The 15,844-nt window shown below is 60.2% G+C and carries 16 protein-coding genes and 1 pseudogene; 9 read left to right on the forward strand and 8 right to left on the reverse strand.

The features are described from left to right. Positions 1-814 (forward strand): IS3 family transposase (locus KBI52_RS05830; RefSeq protein WP_247654210.1); only part of this gene is annotated, 814 nt, incomplete at its 5' end. A gap of 300 nt (positions 815-1,114) precedes the next feature. On the opposite strand, the gene KBI52_RS05835 is transcribed toward KBI52_RS05830, so the two are convergent. The 5 genes and pseudogenes from KBI52_RS05835 to KBI52_RS05855 form a co-directional block, all read right to left on the reverse strand. Beyond that, positions 1,115-1,294: a hypothetical protein gene (locus KBI52_RS05835; protein ID WP_210806025.1), complete on the reverse strand. Its 180-nt coding sequence runs from the start codon at positions 1,292-1,294 to the stop codon at positions 1,115-1,117. Positions 1,295-1,320: 26 nt separating this feature from the next. Beyond that, positions 1,321-2,299: pseudogene (locus tag KBI52_RS05840) on the reverse strand (SDR family oxidoreductase). A 127-nt stretch (positions 2,300-2,426) separates the two neighbouring features. Next, positions 2,427-3,437, reverse strand: coding sequence for a TRAP transporter substrate-binding protein (locus tag KBI52_RS05845; protein ID WP_210806027.1), 1,011 nt, complete (start codon positions 3,435-3,437; stop codon positions 2,427-2,429). 40 nt (positions 3,438-3,477) lie between these two features. Beyond that, positions 3,478-4,761, reverse strand: a complete 1,284-nt coding sequence (locus tag KBI52_RS05850) for a TRAP transporter large permease subunit (protein WP_210806029.1) — start codon at positions 4,759-4,761, stop codon at positions 3,478-3,480. Next, a complete protein-coding gene (locus KBI52_RS05855; protein ID WP_210806031.1) occupies positions 4,758-5,300 on the reverse strand; it encodes a TRAP transporter small permease in 543 nt (180 codons plus the stop codon). The genes KBI52_RS05850 and KBI52_RS05855 overlap by 4 nt, the downstream gene beginning before the upstream one ends. A gap of 438 nt (positions 5,301-5,738) precedes the next feature. Between KBI52_RS05855 and KBI52_RS05860 the strand changes: the two genes are divergently transcribed. The 3 genes from KBI52_RS05860 (at position 5,739) to KBI52_RS05870 (ending at position 9,441) form a co-directional block, all read left to right on the forward strand. Beyond that, positions 5,739-6,938, forward strand: a complete 1,200-nt coding sequence (locus KBI52_RS05860; protein WP_210806033.1) for a mandelate racemase/muconate lactonizing enzyme family protein — start codon at positions 5,739-5,741, stop codon at positions 6,936-6,938. A gap of 118 nt (positions 6,939-7,056) precedes the next feature. Then, a complete protein-coding gene (locus KBI52_RS05865; RefSeq protein ID WP_210806035.1) occupies positions 7,057-8,433 on the forward strand; it encodes an FAD-binding oxidoreductase in 1,377 nt (458 codons plus the stop codon). A gap of 225 nt (positions 8,434-8,658) precedes the next feature. Next, entirely contained in the window at positions 8,659-9,441 is a 783-nt protein-coding gene (locus KBI52_RS05870; protein ID WP_210806037.1) for an outer membrane protein, read from the forward strand. A gap of 282 nt (positions 9,442-9,723) precedes the next feature. On the opposite strand, the gene KBI52_RS05875 is transcribed toward KBI52_RS05870, so the two are convergent. From KBI52_RS05875 to KBI52_RS05885, 3 genes are all read right to left on the reverse strand, one after another. After that, positions 9,724-9,948, reverse strand: coding sequence for a hypothetical protein (locus tag KBI52_RS05875; protein WP_210806039.1), 225 nt, complete (start codon positions 9,946-9,948; stop codon positions 9,724-9,726). Between the two features lie 520 nt (positions 9,949-10,468). After that, entirely contained in the window at positions 10,469-10,615 is a 147-nt protein-coding gene (locus tag KBI52_RS05880) for a LuxR C-terminal-related transcriptional regulator (protein WP_262266074.1), read from the reverse strand. Positions 10,616-10,635: 20 nt separating this feature from the next. Continuing rightward, a complete protein-coding gene (locus KBI52_RS05885; RefSeq protein WP_210806041.1) occupies positions 10,636-11,178 on the reverse strand; it encodes a response regulator transcription factor in 543 nt (180 codons plus the stop codon). A gap of 592 nt (positions 11,179-11,770) precedes the next feature. Between KBI52_RS05885 and KBI52_RS05890 the strand changes: the two genes are divergently transcribed. From KBI52_RS05890 to KBI52_RS05910, 5 genes are all read left to right on the forward strand, one after another. Next, positions 11,771-11,995 carry a hypothetical protein gene (locus KBI52_RS05890; RefSeq protein ID WP_210806043.1) on the forward strand — a complete coding sequence of 75 codons (225 nt, stop codon included), beginning with the start codon at positions 11,771-11,773 and terminating at the stop codon, positions 11,993-11,995. 545 nt (positions 11,996-12,540) lie between these two features. Beyond that, the gene (locus KBI52_RS05895) at positions 12,541-12,906 is read left to right on the forward strand and encodes a hypothetical protein (protein ID WP_210806046.1); all 366 of its coding nucleotides are present in this window, start codon (positions 12,541-12,543) and stop codon (positions 12,904-12,906) included. Positions 12,907-13,111: 205 nt separating this feature from the next. Next, positions 13,112-13,351 carry a hypothetical protein gene (locus KBI52_RS05900; RefSeq protein WP_210806048.1) on the forward strand — a complete coding sequence of 80 codons (240 nt, stop codon included), beginning with the start codon at positions 13,112-13,114 and terminating at the stop codon, positions 13,349-13,351. 860 nt (positions 13,352-14,211) lie between these two features. Further along, positions 14,212-14,382, forward strand: a complete 171-nt coding sequence (locus tag KBI52_RS05905; protein ID WP_210806050.1) for a hypothetical protein — start codon at positions 14,212-14,214, stop codon at positions 14,380-14,382. Between the two features lie 1,178 nt (positions 14,383-15,560). Next, the coding region (locus KBI52_RS05910) for a MucR family transcriptional regulator (RefSeq protein WP_247654211.1) at positions 15,561-15,844 on the forward strand (284 nt) is incomplete at its 3' end.

Raw genomic sequence — 15,844 nt, forward strand, 5'->3', positions numbered from 1 at the left:
AAAACGACGGCGCTTGAAGATCGACAACCGGATGGCTCCTCGAGTAGCCATCCCTCGCTACACGGTCAAGGTTAATGCAACGGTGCCGGCGGCCCTGACCGCCGACATCATCGCCCTGGCGACCCAATATGGCCGCTATGGATATCGGCGGATCACAGCCCTGCTGCGGGACGCCGGCTGGCTTGTCAACAAGAAGCGGGTCGAGCGGATCTGGCGGCGGGAGGGGCTCAAAGTGCCACAAAAGCAACCCAAGAGAGGCCGTCTCTGGCTCAACGACGGATCCTGCGTCCGGCTGCGGTCAGAGTATCCCAACCATGTCTGGTCGTATGACTTCGTCGAAGATCGCACTCATGACGGGCGCAAGTTCCGCATGCTCAACATCATTGACGAGTTCACGCGTGAATGCCTGACCATCCGGGTGAACCGGAAGCTGAAAGCCGTCGATGTGATCGATGTGCTCTCGGACCTGTTCATCCTGCGCGGTATTCCGGGCCATATTCGTTCCGACAACGGCAGCGAGTTCGTGGCCAAAGCTGTGCGTGAGTGGATCACGGCTGTGGGTGCCAGGACGGCTTACATTGAGCCGGGCAGCCCGTGGGAGAACGGCTATTGCGAGAGTTTCACCTCAAAGCTTCGGGATGAACTGCTGAAAGGAGAGATCTTCTACACCTTGGAGGAGGCAAAGGTGGTGATCGAAAGCTGGAGACGACATTACAACACGGTGCGCCCGCACTCATCCCTGGGCTACCGGCCGCCTGCACCGGAGGTCTTGGTCTCGGCTTCCAAGCTGGCGCCCAGACCAACGCTGAATTAACATCACACTCGGATCACCCACATGGGGCAGGCCAGCTTTGACGATGAACCCAGAGGGATCTGTCAGCCATTCTGAAGCGACCTCCCGTTTCACCCGCAAGTGCGACGACCGATAGCGCTACCTCGGCAGGCTCAGGAGATGCCCGCCCTCCGCGAGCCTGTTGGCGGCCTGTGGGGTTATCAGTTCGGAGCTCCATCTTCAGGCTTTGAGCGGCCCAGACTCGTGCAGCTTCAGACGACCGGCTAGCGCCATTGCTGCAGCCGTGATGAAGTACGGCAAGCTCAGGCTCGAGTTGGCCTGTCACATCCTTTGCATGGCCGCGGCCGCATCGTCATGACGCCCCTCCTGAACGGCCGCCGTGCCCAGCGCCAAGTAGGCCAAGTAAGCCAGCAGATCGAAGGGGCTGAGCCGCGGGGCGCCTGCCCTCAGGCAGAGATTTTTTTCACAAACGTCCTCGAGGCCGAGCGCTTCCTCGGCCATCAATGATCCGCTCGAGCGGGCATCGCTCACTTTGGAACAATGCCGCCGAGCGCGTCTTCGACATGGATGGAGATGATCTCGTCGGAACTGGACTCCGCACGCAAGCCCAAGCTTTCGGCCTGGCTCGCATCGAAGCGGCTGGGTCATCCCTCGACAAAACGAATGATGGTCAAATCGAGCTCGTGGCAGATCCTGGCGACGGCCTGCTCGCCGGCGACCCGCCGAAGCGCCTCGATCTGCCCGACGACGGTCACCGACACGTTCGGCATCGTCAGGTTGCGCCGTTGTGCGACCTTCGACGTATCCATGCTCGCCGCATCGACGAGGAAATTGACGGCGGATCGCGGCGAAGCATGGGCGTGGCGGACGTCAAGCGAGACTGGCAGGATGGTTTCCTGACCGTTCAGCGGCTCGCGGACGATGCCGGAGAAAAGACCGATGCCGCCTTGTTGGGCTTGCCCGGGCGGACGCAGATCGTGGGAAGCCCGATGCCCACGCCGCCGAAGAACTCGCGCCGGGTTTAATCGGCCAGAAGGAGCTCGCCCATTGCCTATTGAGCTCCGTAGCTCATGAGAGGTGTCGAGACGAACTCATCCCCGTCGCGTCCGGGAACGGAGCGCCGAAAACCGCGACGGAAGATGTGAGGACAAGGCGCGGCTTGTATTCGTCGCCGATAATGCGAACGGCATCGAACAGGAATCGTGTCCCGTCGAGATTGATCCTGTATCCTTTGTCGAAATTGGCCTCCGCGTCGCCGGATACGATGGCGGCCAAGTGAAAGATCACGTCGGGACGGCTCGCGACGAGCTTATTCGCCCGCCGGGCATCGAAAAGTCGGACGTCAACGTATCGACGGCAAAGGACGCCTGAGGGCGCTCGGGTTCGACCACATGGTGCAGAACGAGGCGCGTAGTCGCGTTTTTCCCCCAGGCGGCGTTCCTTGACCTAACGTTCCGTGAGTTTGCGGCCGACCATTCCGGCCGCTCCGAGAATGAGGATCTGCATCGATCAGCATTCTCTAAAAATTGCGCCCGAAGACCGCGAGGGATGCTCGAGGCTTGAGGCGATGGGGGGACGGCGCCGTCCGGTGCGCAAAGGTCCGAACGGCGCCGCTCTGATCACTTTGACGCGCTTACTTCTGCCGTACTTTGTCAATCTCCGCCTGCATCATCCTCACCGTCTCGGGACCGATGGTCGCAGCGTGCTTCTCCCAGACGGGCTTGGCCTGCTCGCGCATGCGGTTGGCCTCCTGTTCATTCAGCTCGTTGACGACGATGCCCGCGCCCTTGATCTTGCTCAGCGAGGCTTCCGACAGCTCGCGGGAAACCTTGCGTTGCTCATCCCGCGAGGCGGCAGCGCATTCCCGCAGAGCAGCCTGCTCGTCCTTCGACAATCCGTCCCACAGCTTCTTGGAATAGAGCATGAGGAACGGCGTGTAGGCGTGACGCGTCACGGAAAGATACTTCTGCACCTCGTAGAACTTCGACGTGTCGATCGTCACGAAGGGATTTTCCTGGCCGTCGATGGCCTTCGTTTCCAGAGCCGTGAAGACTTCGCCGAATGCCATCGGGACCGCATTGGCCCCCATGTTCTTGAACGTGTCGAGGAACACGTTGTTCTGCATGACGCGAACCTTCAGTCCCTTGAAATCCTCCCACTTCTCGACCGGACGGCGAGAATTGGTGAGATTGCGGAAGCCGTTCTCCCAGTAAGCCAGATTGACGAGGCCGACCGTCTCGAGCTTGCCGTCGATGTACTTGCCGAATGCGCCGTCGAGGACGGTATCGGCCTCCTTGTTGTTGGCGAACAGGAACGGCAGATCGAACACGCCGAGATCCGGCAGGATGCCGATCAGGGGCGAGCTCGACGTCACGACCATCTCCTGCGTACCAGAGCGAAGCGCCTGGGTGGCCTGGAGATCGCCCCCGAGGGCATTGCCCCAGAAGCCCTGCACTTTCATCTTGCCGCCGGACTTATCGGTAAGGCACGCCCGAAACTTCTCCACGCCCTTGCCGTTCGGATGATCCTCGTTCACGCCGTTGGACAGACGGATGTTGCGCTCTGTGAACTGGGCATTGGCCGGAACGGCCGCCATGATCGTTGCGGCGACGCCGGCGGCCAGAGCGAATTTCAATGCGTTCATAGTTGTTTCCTCTCTTGTGGTTTTGATAACGCTTATCGTCTCATCGGCCCCGCAGCCAGGCAAGTGGCACCATGACCAGGTCGGGGAAGATGATGAGCAGGACGAGCACGATGAGCTGAGCGATCAGGAACGGGTTCACGCCGCGGATGACCGCGCCCATGGGGACACGAGCGACGCCGCTTACCACGTTCAGTACGATTCCAACCGGGGGCGTGATCAACCCGATGGCGTTGTTGATGATGAACAAAACGCCGAAATAGACCGGGTCGATGCCCGCCTGCTTCACAATCGGCATCAGGACCGGTGTCAGGATCAGAACCGTCGGAGAGAAATCCAGGGCGGTTCCGACAATGACGACCAGGAACATAAGGGCGAACATGAGCAAGGTCTTGTTGCCCATCAGAGGCTCGATGAGCCCGCTGATTTCCCCCGGAATGTTCGCCTGTGTGATGAGCCATGCGGACACGAGCGCCGCCGCGACCAGGAACATCACCACGGCAGTCGTCTTCGCTGCCGTGAGGAAGACGCCGTAGAGCATCGACGGCTTCAGCTCGCGGTAGACGAACATGCCGATGATGAGCGCATAGACCGCAGCGAGAACCGCTGCCTCGGTGGGGGTGACGATGCCCCACTTGATGCCGCCCAGGATCATCACGGGCATGAGAAGCGCATAGAATCCGTCGACGAAGGCCTTGCCCCTCTCGCGCATGGAGGCGCGTGGCGCCGTCTTCATCTTGTCCCGCCGGCTGACGACGGCCCAGGCGACTACAAGCGCCACGCCCATCATCAGACCCGGGAAGACACCTGCGAGAAAGAGCTGGGAGATCGAGACATTGGCCGCCACGCCGAAGACGATGAAGCCGATGGAAGGAGGGATCACCGGCGCGATGATGCCGCCAGCCGCAATAAGTCCAGCCGCTCGCGGAATGTCGTAGCCTGCGTTACGCATCATCGGGATCAGAATGGCCGCCAGAGCCGCCGTGTCCGCGGCCGCCGAGCCGGACAAGGCTGCGAGGATGAGCGCTGCCACGATGGCAACGTAGCCGAGACCGCCATGGATGTGCCCGAGACAGGCCAGGGCAAAATTGACGATGCGCTTCGACAAGCCGCCGACATTCATCAGTTCGCCGGCCAGCAGGAAGAACGGAACGGCTAGAAGCTGGAAGTTGTCGGCCCCTATGATCATGTTCTGGGCCACGATCTGGCTGTCGAAATTGCCGAGCCAGAGCATGAGAGCGAGTGCGCAGACGATCAGTGCAAAGGCAATCGGCATGCCGAGCGCCATGGCTCCGAGAAGCGAGACGAGAAAAACGAGAATGGTCACTCGAGCCGCTCCTTCAAGGCATGAGCTTCATCGCCACTGTAGTCGCCGGCGAAAGCCTTGAGCTCATGCTCGCTGATATGCCCGGTCAAGACGCGCATGATACGAAGCACTGCCATCAATCCCAGGCCGATACTCGTGAAATATCCGACACCATAGACCCAAAGCATCGAAATCTCGGTGATGGGAGCATAGTTCGTGGCATTGATCTCGGCCTGCTGCCATGTTCCCCAGAAGAAGACGGCGCAGCATCCGATGATGAACAGGTCGGACAGGATCATGCAGAGCTTGCGACCGTTCTCGCCGAGACGGGCCACCAGGGTCTCGACGCCCAGATGAGCATTCTCCCGCCCAACCACGACGGCGCCGATGAAGGTCAGCCAGACGAAGAAGAAGCGGGACAACTCTTCCGACACGTCGATACCCGTATCGAAGAGATAGCGCAGGACGACATTGCCGAAGACCATGACCACCATGGCGGCCAGCAGAAGAACGAGCAGTCCTTCCAAGCCCTTGAAGAAAAAGGAAATTAGCCTGCTCACACTGTCTCCTGCCTTTGGCGCCGTTTTGGACGCCCCTTATTCTGTTCGCCGCGAAGGATTGTTCAAGTCTTGCGAACGACTAACATGCTGCGCGATCTAAGGCGCAGTGGCCAGGAGTGTCAATTCAGCCGGCGAGGCGGTTTCACGAGCAATATGCGTAGCAGGACGATGGGCTTTTCTCCTTCCCGTCCCGTTTTCACGCATTCTCACTTGCGCCAGGAGCAATGCAGGCCTTAGCAACAGCTTCCCGGCGATTTCCAGTGGCAGTCGGGAACTTTTTCCGATTGCATCTTTGTTTCAGATTAGACTTATGAATACCTGCTCGCATGGAGCATTTCGGTGGATATCATGGACCGGCAGCTTCCATTCTGTCCGCCGGAGGCATCAAACCTGCGGCCTCTGCCGATCGCGACGAGAGCGTAGCCCAACGAGGATCCCATGAAGATCACAGGCGTCGAAACCATCCGTCTCCAGGAATTCGCGAACATCGTCTGGGTTCGCCTGCACACGGATGAAGGGCTCATCGGCCTCGGTGAGACCTTCATGGGAGCGGCCGCCGTGGAGGCCTACATTCACGAGACCGTCGCGGCCAAGCTGATCGGGCGCGACCCTCTCCAGATCGAAGGGATCAACCGCGATCTCCAGAACTATTTGGGCTGGCGTTCTGCCGGCGTGGAGACACGCGGCAACTCTGCCGTGGACATCGCGTTGTGGGATCTCTTCGGAAAGGCCTACGGCAAGCCCGTCTGCGACATGCTGGGAGGCCGTTCCCGCGACAGGATCAGGGTTTACAACACGTGCGCGGGCTACCGTTACATTCGCGACGGCCGCGCGCAGAAAGTCGCCAACTGGGGCGTCGGCGAGACCGAAGGCGCCTATGAGGATCTGGATGCATTCCTCCATCGTGCGGACGAACTCGCCCATTCGCTCCTCGAACAGGGCATCACGGGCATGAAGATCTGGCCCTTCGATGTCGCGGCCGAACGCAGCCATGGATACGACATCTCGCCGGACGAGCTGCGGACGTCCCTTGAACCCTTTGCCAAGATCCGCAATGCCGTGGGCGACAAGATGGACATCATGGTCGAGTTCCATTCCCTATGGAGCCTGCCGATGGCGAAGAAGCTCGCCGGGGCGCTGGCAGAGTTCGACACCTACTGGCACGAGGATCCCTTCCGCCTCGACAACATCGGCGACCTCAAGGAATATGCGCAGCATTCGAAGGCTTGGGTCTGTGCTTCGGAGACCCTGTCCTACACTCACGCATTCCGGGAATACCTCGAAACCGGCATCGCGGGCGTCGCTATGCTCGACCTGTCCTGGTGCGGAGGCCTGACGGAAGCGCGCAAGATCGCCGCGCTGGCGGAAGCGTGGCATGTGCCTGTAGCGCCGCATGACTGCACGGGCCCGGTGGTCTACGCCGCGTCCTGCCACTTCTCCCTGCATGCGCGCAATGCGTTGATTCAGGAGAGCGTCCGCGCCTTCTATACGGGCTGGTATACCGAACTCGTGACAGAACTGCCGACCGTCACGAAAGGAGAGGTCACGGTGAACATGAAGCCGGGGCTTGGGCTCGAACTGCTGCCGGAGCTCTGGCAGCGGCCGGACTCCATCATACGGCTGACCGAGGAACCCTGATCCTTCAGGAACCAGGCACGAATTCTTTTAGAGCACCAGACCGACCCAGATGAGGGTCCATTTTTCCGCACGATGCGCCAGTGGACCGAGACATCTTCAGAGAACGAGTTAGAATACGATGAGCAATGTGATCGACGCCCTCGTTGCAGCCTTGGGATCTCAGGTCCGCGTCGGATCCGACATTCCTCCTCGCAATCATGCCGACGCCAGCGGCCTCGAGCCCATCGCTCCTCAGGCGTTGATCCTACCGCAGTCGACGGAGGACGTTGCGACCGCTCTGAGGATCTGCCATGAGCACCGCCAGTCTGTCGTCACGCAAGGCGGATTGACCGGCCTTGCGGGCGGCGCTCATCCGCAAGCGGGAGAGATTGCCCTGTCCCTGGAGCGGATGAACGGGATCGAAGAGATCGACCCGGCGAGCGCAACGCTGACGGCTCTCGCCGGCACCCCTCTCGCGATCATTCAGCAGGCTGCGGATGACGCGGGCTTTCTATGCGGAATCGACCTCGGCGCGCGCGGCACCTGCACGATCGGCGGCAACATCGCGACCAATGCCGGCGGCAACCAGGTGCTGCGCTATGGCATGACCCGTCGCAACATCCTCGGCCTGGAAGTGGTCCTGGCGGACGGCACTGTGGTTCGCTCCCTCAACAAGATGCTGAAGAACAATGCCGGATACGACTGGACTCAGCTCTTCATCGGCAGCGAGGGAACTCTCGGCATCGTGACCCGAGGCGTGATCAGTCTGCACCCTAAGCCTCAGGGCTTGCAGACGGCTCTCTGCGCAGTCGGCAGCTTCGAGGATGCCCTCGTGGTCCTGCGCCGGTTCCAGCAGGCTCATCCGGGACGCCTGCTGGTCTTCGAGGCCATGTGGCGGGAGTTCATGACGGTCGCAACAGAGATCTGCGGCATTGCGCCTGCCTTCGAGTCCGAGCACGATGTGACGCTCCTGATCGAGGCCGACATGGGAGCGGATCCGGCGGGAACGGAAGCCTTTTCCCTCGTGCTTGAAGAGTTCTACGAGCAGGATCTCATCAAGGACGCCGTAGTGGCTCAGTCACGCGCCGACCGGAGCCGCTTCTGGGCCTACCGGGAAACGCCCTACGAATACGGACGCTTCCTGCCCGAGGAAATCCGCTTCGACGTCAGCGTGCCGCTCAACCGGATGACGGAAGCCGTCGCATACCTGCGTCAGGAGATGCCGAGACAGTGGCCCGACGCCGTTTATGTGGTGTTCGGGCACGTGGCGGACAGCAACATCCATATCAATGTCGCCGTCCGCGACATGGACGACGCGATCAAGAAGGGCGTTCAGGGTCTCGTCTACGACTTGGTGTCCCGTCTCGGAGGCTCGATCTCCGCGGAACATGGCATCGGGCGTGTCAAGCGCCTTTATCTCCCCTTAAGCCGCACGGAGCCCGAGCTCGCCTTGATGAGGCAGATGAAGCAGATGCTCGATCCCTCCGGCATCCTCAATCCCGGTCGCATTCTCTAGAGCATCGGACGTGAGTTCGAATTCACGTCCGATGCCTTAGTAGGGCATGCCGCCTCCGGCGAGTCAAATCTATCGATGATTTCGCACGTTCATAGGCATGTATTCAGGACAACAATACTGACGCAAAACTGTTAAAGCTGCCCGGTGTTGCATCTTTGCTATAGCCCATCTTGGCTATAGCCCCCTACTCTGCGTTCGTGACTCCTCGCACAGGGTAGAACACTCATGAAAAACCGTATTCTTGGCTTGCTTGCCGCAACCGCCCTCTCGACGGCTGCTGTCTCGTCCGTGTCCGCCGCCGACCTGCCGATGCGTGCCGCCCCTCCTCCGGTGATCGCGACCGTTCCGGTCTTCACCTGGACCGGCTTCTACATCGGTGGCAACCTCGGCTGGGGCTGGCGCGACGATGACAACGAAACCGTGGTGCTGACCGGCCCGGGCATCCCGGCCGGCATCGTGGGCGGCACGCTGAACTTCGGCAGTGGGGACGACGGCAACTTCCTCGGTGGTGGCCAGATCGGCTACAACTACCAGATCGGCTCGTTCGTGGTGGGTATCGAGGCCGACATCCAGGGGATCGCGACCGACGACAACGAGGCGGTGTTCATCCCGGGCCCGGGCTTTGCCGGCGGCACCTTCGTGCCCGGCGAGTTCGAGGATTCAGCCGATTGGTTTGGCACGGTGCGCCTGCGCGCCGGTGTGGCCTTCGACCGCTTCCTGGTCTACGCCACCGGTGGTCTGGCCTACACGGAAGACAACACCGGCTGGACGGTCGGCGGTGGTGTCGAGTGGGCCCTGCCGGCGAACCTGTTCGGCTCCTCAGCCGTCACCCTGGGCCTGGAAGGCCTGTGGGTCAGCATTGATCAGGACGATGATAACGATGGCCGCATCGGGACCTTTACGCCGGTTGGCGGAGCGCCGGTCGATGTGTTCCTGCCGCGGGGCAATGACGAGCAGGACTTCTTCGTCGCCCGAGCCAAGTTGAACTTCAAGTTCGGCACCTACTAAGAGCGCCGCAGCAACAGCAGCACAAGAGGCTCGGGGCAACCCGGGCCTTTTTGTTGCGTGGAGGCCAGAAAATGGTGCTGTGGCTGGATGTTCTCGACCAGGACCCAGCCGCGTTTGAAGATCGGACAACAAAGCGGCCCCTTGATCGCCCGCCCCTCGCAACACCTCCAAAGTGAATGCAATGAAGCCGAGCGCCAAGAGTGTGTCGGCAATCAAATCGTCACGATGGATGCCATGATCGAGCGCGACCCGGCCGAGAGAGCGGAGGGAATGAGGTGGGCTCTAGGTCGCCTGGAAGGCTCGGCGGGCTCGTTCGCGGATTTCGTCCAACTCGTCCTGGAGGGAGTTGATCTGCCCTTCCAACTTCTCGAGGGAGGCACAGTCCGGAGTGATGAACAGGCGGCCATCCTCGCCCCTGGTATAACGCAGGAGGGCAACCCTGACGGAGGCCCGCTTGTCGGGAGTACCCGGTGTGATGTCGAGCTCAAAGGCTCCGAAGACATGCATGGAGCTGTCTCCTTCCCCGGTTGAGAATGCCCGGATTGGGAAGGATTTTGGAGGACTGGTGCGCCACTGCCTGCGCTAGTCTCACGACCTATGAACAGGACCCGATCCGCCAACCCGGAAGAGGAGGATGGCTGAACTGCAGTCCAGCCGGAACGCAGTCGGGGCGGCTCGTATTCAGGCCTGTGATGGGTTGGGAATTGATGGACCCGGTTGTTTCCGGATCGGCGACGGTGTCGAACTTCTGGGACCAGAGATGATGTTGCCAGGACGTATTGGAGATCGTGTTCTCGGATTCTGTGCCCTCGGCTGCGGCAACGGAGAGGGTAAGGCCCGCCAACACCATCGCGGCTGCGGGAATTCTGACGCCGATCATGGTAGCCTCCACAGTTGGACCTGAGAATAATCCTTCTCCGCTCAACAGCGTTCCCGCCGAGTGAGGGCGTTTACCACTTATTTGCATTGTTCATCTGGGCGATGAGTGTCGCGTACGTGACAGGTTTTCCCGTGCCTTCCTGCCGCTTCAACCGGAAGGTTGATCGTCCATAGCCAGGTGCTGGCGGGCCCACATGGCGGCCTGCGTGCGGTTCTCCGCCCGGACCTTTCTCAGAATGCTCTTGAAAGGGACCTTAACGGTCGCCTCTGCGACGCCGAGCCGGCGCGCGATCACCTTATTGGAGTCGCCCTGCGTCAGGAATCGCAGAATCCGAGCTTCTCGATCAGATAACCGTCCGGCGAGCCCGGGCCTGCCGTTCGAACCGACGGAGCGTCCGGCATGCTCCGGCGGGAGCGCTGTTCAAGCAGTGCCAAGTCAACCGCGGCCGGAAGGAAGGGCTCACCGGCCACGACGAGTTCCAGAGCCTTGATCAGGCTGCTTCCGGCCATGGCTGGCGAGCCGATTCCGTTCAATCCAGCCTCGTACAGACGCACGACAGCATCCGGTTCCAAATGGTCCGCCAGGATAACCACCCATGCTGAAGGGCACTGGGCCTCCAATCGTTCAACGGTTCCCAAGTACTCATCGGCCGAAAGAGTTTCGCACAGTAGGACGAGAACAGGCTCGCTCCTGGCAAAGACTGACACGTCCGATGCCGGATCGAGGACGTCATCAGCAAGAGCGAAGGGCGTGTCGGACAAGATGTGCCTGAGACCGGCGCGCAGGACGGTGTTTCGGCAGATCAGCAGGGTCGCGATGCTCGGAGAGGTGCCAGAGGCAGCAGATGGTAGTTGCATCCCGACAACAGCCTCGTCCCCCATAATACGACGCCACCCTGCCCCGTTGGCCAATGACCAATATTGTCGGAAGAACTGGCCTGATGGTTCGTCCGAACGTGGCATAAGCGTGACACGGTCGGGTTAGCTCTTCCGGTGGGGGCGAAGGCAATTACCATTCGTGTAGCGCACCAGAACCACGGACCAGACATTTCCTCCGTTAGTGGATGAGGGAGTTCCTGACGCTGCCGAGCGTCGTCCTGCGTTTCGTACCTGTGGGAAGTTGAACACCTGATAGATAACCATGGCTACGCGGCCAAGTTCGGGTCACGCGACGACCATCCGCCACTCCGGATCAGCGCTGAACGAGATTTCACCCGATCATTTTGGTCCGAGTTGCTCGTGCCCCGACCTCGATGTCGGACCGCAGCGGCCAAGTGAGCCGAGGTATATCGATACAGCCTCACTGTGTGGGTGGCGCGAGAGCAAAATTCTCTTCACCCGTGAGACCGAACGATCCAGCGCCAATTGTGCATAACCGCATCTTGGGAATCGCGAACCAAGCCTCCTTTTGGCCGTTTAAAAGCGAGGATCCTCATCGGAGGCATGAATCATGTATGCGTTCCGCCCCGGTAAGGCGGTCAAGTATCGCCAGCAGGCTGAGATGATCCGCATCCTTGCAGAGCAGGTCTCACTCCTTGAAGCCAAGTTCCACCTGTTCGAGGCGGCCCAGCACTTGGAAGAGTTCGCGGTAGACGAAGGATCGCCAATAGGCTGCGATGATCAGATAACGTCCAGTGTCGAACCGCAACCCAGCGACTTCTCAGGGAGTGTGTAGACACCCGGGCGCTCAGATCACCGCGATGATGTTGAACTTCAATGGGAAAGTCTGGAGGCCGTCGGAGAGGCGGCTGTCCGTGCGGAACCGGCACAGGCGAAGTTTGGGCGAGCGCTTACCTAACGTCAGATGGGAGCGCATAAACGGAGCGATTAAGGAATTGTATGTGCCGTTTGACACGTGGGAAGCTCTGCAACGTGAGGGCGTCACCGCCCGAAAAGGCCGCGACCCGGATCAGATCCACACGCTCCCAGACATAGGACGCAAGATCGCGTAATTGATCCGTGGGGAACTCGCCCGTGTTATGCCTTCGCGGAAGCGACCGGATCAGGCTAGACCTGAGCTTGCGCGTGTCGATGGGATCTCCAATACAATTGCTTGATCCAAGCTGTCACCAGCACTCGCCCCTGCGCTGCTCGCCGGTGAGCCACAGCAACCGCCCTAATACTCCGGGATAAGGAACTGACAGACCAGGTGAGAATTTCCTAAAGCGGTATTCATGATGCCCTGGGCCCATCATTCGCAGGGCGCTTTGGTAGACAAGCATGCTGTGGGTCATTCTTCTCCTTGGTGCCGCCGGACTGGGAGGCGGCTACGCGGCCGAACGGGCCAGCATTCCCAAGCTCCAGTATCGTCCGGGCACACCCAATGAGATCGTCGAAACCTGCCGACAGGCGGCCATTGCGGCGGCTCGCACCCATGCAAGCGAGGTGGACGCGGAGTTGATCCGGGTTGATGCGACCAGCGCCGGTGAAATGCGGCGAACCCGAAGCGGCCAGCGGGCACCGGTGGAAGTGGGGGTCGTCTACTCGCGGGCAGGTGGACGCGAAGCCCGCCAGGGTGTCGTCGACTGTCGTGTGGACCGCCGCGGGCAGGCGACTATTGCGGATCTTGCAGGCGCAGCACGCTAGGCAGTTCCTGCGTTCGGGCAACCGGTGCCCCCTGACGGCGGGTTGGCTCAGACGACCTCATGGCTGGGCGTGGCGTGGGGCTCGCCCGCACAACCTGTTGCTGCGCACGCGCCGTGCTCGTCCTCGGAACCGATCCAGTCGCTGCCGGTGCTGCAGGACGCAAACTCGGGCGACGAGCCACAGGTGATGCATCAGCCGCAGCACGGTGCTGCGGCTGGGCTTTGGTCTCGGCGCTTGGCGCAGGGCCGGCGGGTTTGGCGGTGGCAGCTTCCTGCTTCAGCCGTGCGAGTTCAGCCTCGGCGGCATCGCGGGCCTTGAGAGCTTCGTCTCGTTCGGCACGCGCAGTGGCCGCTTCCGCCCGGGTCTTCACAAGCTCCTCGAACAGGTTGGTACGCACGCGGTTAAGCCGGGCGATCTCGTCCTCTGGCGATGCGACAGCGCTTGAGGCTGAGGCGATGCTAAGTCCCACAGCAACGACAACGGCACAGCCGGTGGAACACAGGATGTCTTTGGTCTGTGAACGTGACATCGGGACCTCCCAACAGCATTCATCACGGCACGATTCGACCGAGGGGCGATCCTGCGCCCCTGGCCAGCAGCCAGGTAGACCTACAGAAGAAGTAACCCTTACAAGCAAGCCGATCTTGTCAGTCATGACTTTGTCCCAAGGTCGGATTGGCAATGAGAATTCGTGCCACGAAGGGCGACAGTAGGCCCACTATGGCGTCGGTGTTACCGGTAGCCTCCGGGACGACCTCGTCACCAAGGCTTCAGTGGCGCCGCGCCCAGACTTCGGCACAGGTCTTATGGCACTTCTTCGGCCCGACAATCGACCAGATCACCCTCGGCTGCCCGGGAAGGTTTCTCCTTTGGCATTCCACCGAGGCGGTTCAATGTCCTGTCAAGTCTTTATCTTGGATGCACCCCCTCTAGCTTGACGGTTCAAGATTGACTTGCACGGGAACGGATGAATGGACGAATGGCTGCCGATGGAAACCGCGCCGAGGACCGAAGATGATGTCCTTCTCTGGGTCGGGCGTGTCGAGATCGGATACTTGAGCAGTGTCTCGGGCCGATCGCTGTCTCGGGATGAGCGCCACATCAACGAGCGCCCAAAGCGCCTGGAGCCCACGTATTGGATGCCTCATCCCAGCGCACCGGCCCGGAAAGTAGAGGCCGCTTAAGCTTATAGCCGTCATGACACACTCAACCCAAGCGCCCGGCTGGCCAGATACGAAAGCGTCTGCCCTGGTATGCTGCGACGAAGCTAGGACTCCGCTTCACATACCATCATGCCCTTGCCGCATGACAGACGCCAAGAAAAAGGGCAGCCATGCTGCCCTTTTGAGCTTGCCGATTGAATGGGCAAGTCGTATTTTTGCAGTGCAATATGACGACGGCGTCGTCATATCGCTGCCCTTCTTGGGCGTTTCCTCCCTAAACTTCGGGCCGCTGTTCAGCGGCCTTTTTTCTTAGGTGACTCGTTCTAACCAAGATCACAAGCAAGCCGCAACTAGACTTCCTGCTTAGGACGGTGATCCGTTCCCGCTGATGCGTGGCCACATATCAATCACAGCGCTCTCGTCGTGTCTGTCTGGAAGACGACAAAGTCACGAATTCGATCCCGTCATCTTTGACGAACAGGTCGTGGTTATCTCTGCGGCCCAAAGAGAGCTGCAATCAAGCCCTCACGTCGGCGGACTCCCTGACGCTCAAGTTAGACCACAAGCTCGTGATGTTCTGCGGCTGGTTCCTGGGCAATTGCAGCCGGGCTTTCAACCGGCCTCAACTCGACCCGGAAAGTCGTTCTGGCTTTATAGCGAACGTAGTTCTCGAAACCAGATCTGTCGCGGGGCTCGTAAGCAGGGATGACCTCACGCGTGACCTCCACCACGGGGAAACGCTCTTTTAGGTGCTGTCACACTAGTTTTACGTGCGCCGGAGCTGGCAGGTAAAATCGTCCTGTTTCGCTCTCTAAGACGGGGTTTTGGGCAATTGATCTAAAAAGAACCCGGCCGCTTTTTCAAGCGCCGGGTCGAGCAATATGTATCTCGTAAGTCTTGGACCCATCTGCACAAGGGGAATGCGGGGATATTGATGGGTCCGCATGTTCGAATAATTCGGTCGTAGCCGACTGGTTCCCCAACCAGATAGATTTTTCCTCGGAAATCTTCGCTTTTAGTCTGCTTGGATGCTCAGGCTGGCAGCTGATATCTGCGTCTCCGGGCTCCACGGAGATGAGAGCGACATGCGGAGGTTCGTCGCTGATGCCGAGAGGCATCCTTCGAGCGGCACCGTCATATCTGGACGCTCCTAGCTGACGGTTTACCTAACCTCCTCAGCCGGGGCTTCTGTTTCTGGACTACTCCCGATGCCGAGGGTTGAGGGCTTCAGGAATGAAGACTCACTCCGGTTGCTCAGTTGAGCGTCCGCGAGAACAGCTTAGCTTACCCGGTGTGGCTCCGTAATTTTGCCTCTGCGGGTACCACGGCGCCATGGCCGAGATTTCCTGAGACCCGTCACGGCTAGGGCGCTTCCATTTACTGTTCCTGGCGACTAGAGCAAAGAGATATTGGGTAGGACTGCAGACTGTCTCTCTAGCCGGATCGCAATGATGGCGTCTGTGCGCCTAACTCTCATTTGGCATGTAGTGAATGACCATGAACCAAACCGATCAGCCGATCCTCGATCTAGCCAGTATCACCGCCGATATTGTTGCGTCGTACGTTGCGAACAATGCCGTCCATCGCGCCGATCTGCCGGCCGTGATCGCGTCCGTACACGCTGCGCTCCAGGGATTGGTTTCACCCAAGCAGACAGAACCTGCCCGGCCAGAGCCAGCCGTTTCGATCCGCAGGTCTGTCACGCCAGATTTCCTGATCAGCCTCGAGGACGGCAAGAGGTACAAAACCCTCAAGCGCCATCTTGGGAAGCTGGG

Origin of the sequence: Microvirga sp. HBU67558 (assembly GCF_018069605.1) — a bacterium.
GTDB classification, from domain to species: Bacteria; Pseudomonadota; Alphaproteobacteria; order Rhizobiales; family Beijerinckiaceae; genus Microvirga; species Microvirga terrae.

Bases quoted from the DNA above. Each gene is read 5' to 3' on its own strand.
- KBI52_RS05890 (WP_210806043.1), top strand. From the start codon at position 11,771: ATGTATGCGTTCCGCCCCGGTAAGGCGGTCAAGTATCGCCAGCAGGCT.
- KBI52_RS05875 (WP_210806039.1), bottom strand. From the start codon at position 9,948: ATGCATGTCTTCGGAGCCTTTGAGCTCGACATCACACCGGGTACTCCC.
- KBI52_RS05865 (WP_210806035.1), top strand. From the start codon at position 7,057: ATGAGCAATGTGATCGACGCCCTCGTTGCAGCCTTGGGATCTCAGGTC.
- KBI52_RS05845 (WP_210806027.1), bottom strand. From the start codon at position 3,437: ATGAACGCATTGAAATTCGCTCTGGCCGCCGGCGTCGCCGCAACGATC.
- KBI52_RS05870 (WP_210806037.1), top strand. From the start codon at position 8,659: ATGAAAAACCGTATTCTTGGCTTGCTTGCCGCAACCGCCCTCTCGACG.
- KBI52_RS05860 (WP_210806033.1), top strand. From the start codon at position 5,739: ATGAAGATCACAGGCGTCGAAACCATCCGTCTCCAGGAATTCGCGAAC.
- KBI52_RS05835 (WP_210806025.1), bottom strand. From the start codon at position 1,294: ATGGCCGAGGAAGCGCTCGGCCTCGAGGACGTTTGTGAAAAAAATCTC.
- KBI52_RS05885 (WP_210806041.1), bottom strand. From the start codon at position 11,178: ATGCAACTACCATCTGCTGCCTCTGGCACCTCTCCGAGCATCGCGACC.
- KBI52_RS05895 (WP_210806046.1), top strand. From the start codon at position 12,541: ATGCTGTGGGTCATTCTTCTCCTTGGTGCCGCCGGACTGGGAGGCGGC.
- KBI52_RS05905 (WP_210806050.1), top strand. From the start codon at position 14,212: ATGACAGACGCCAAGAAAAAGGGCAGCCATGCTGCCCTTTTGAGCTTG.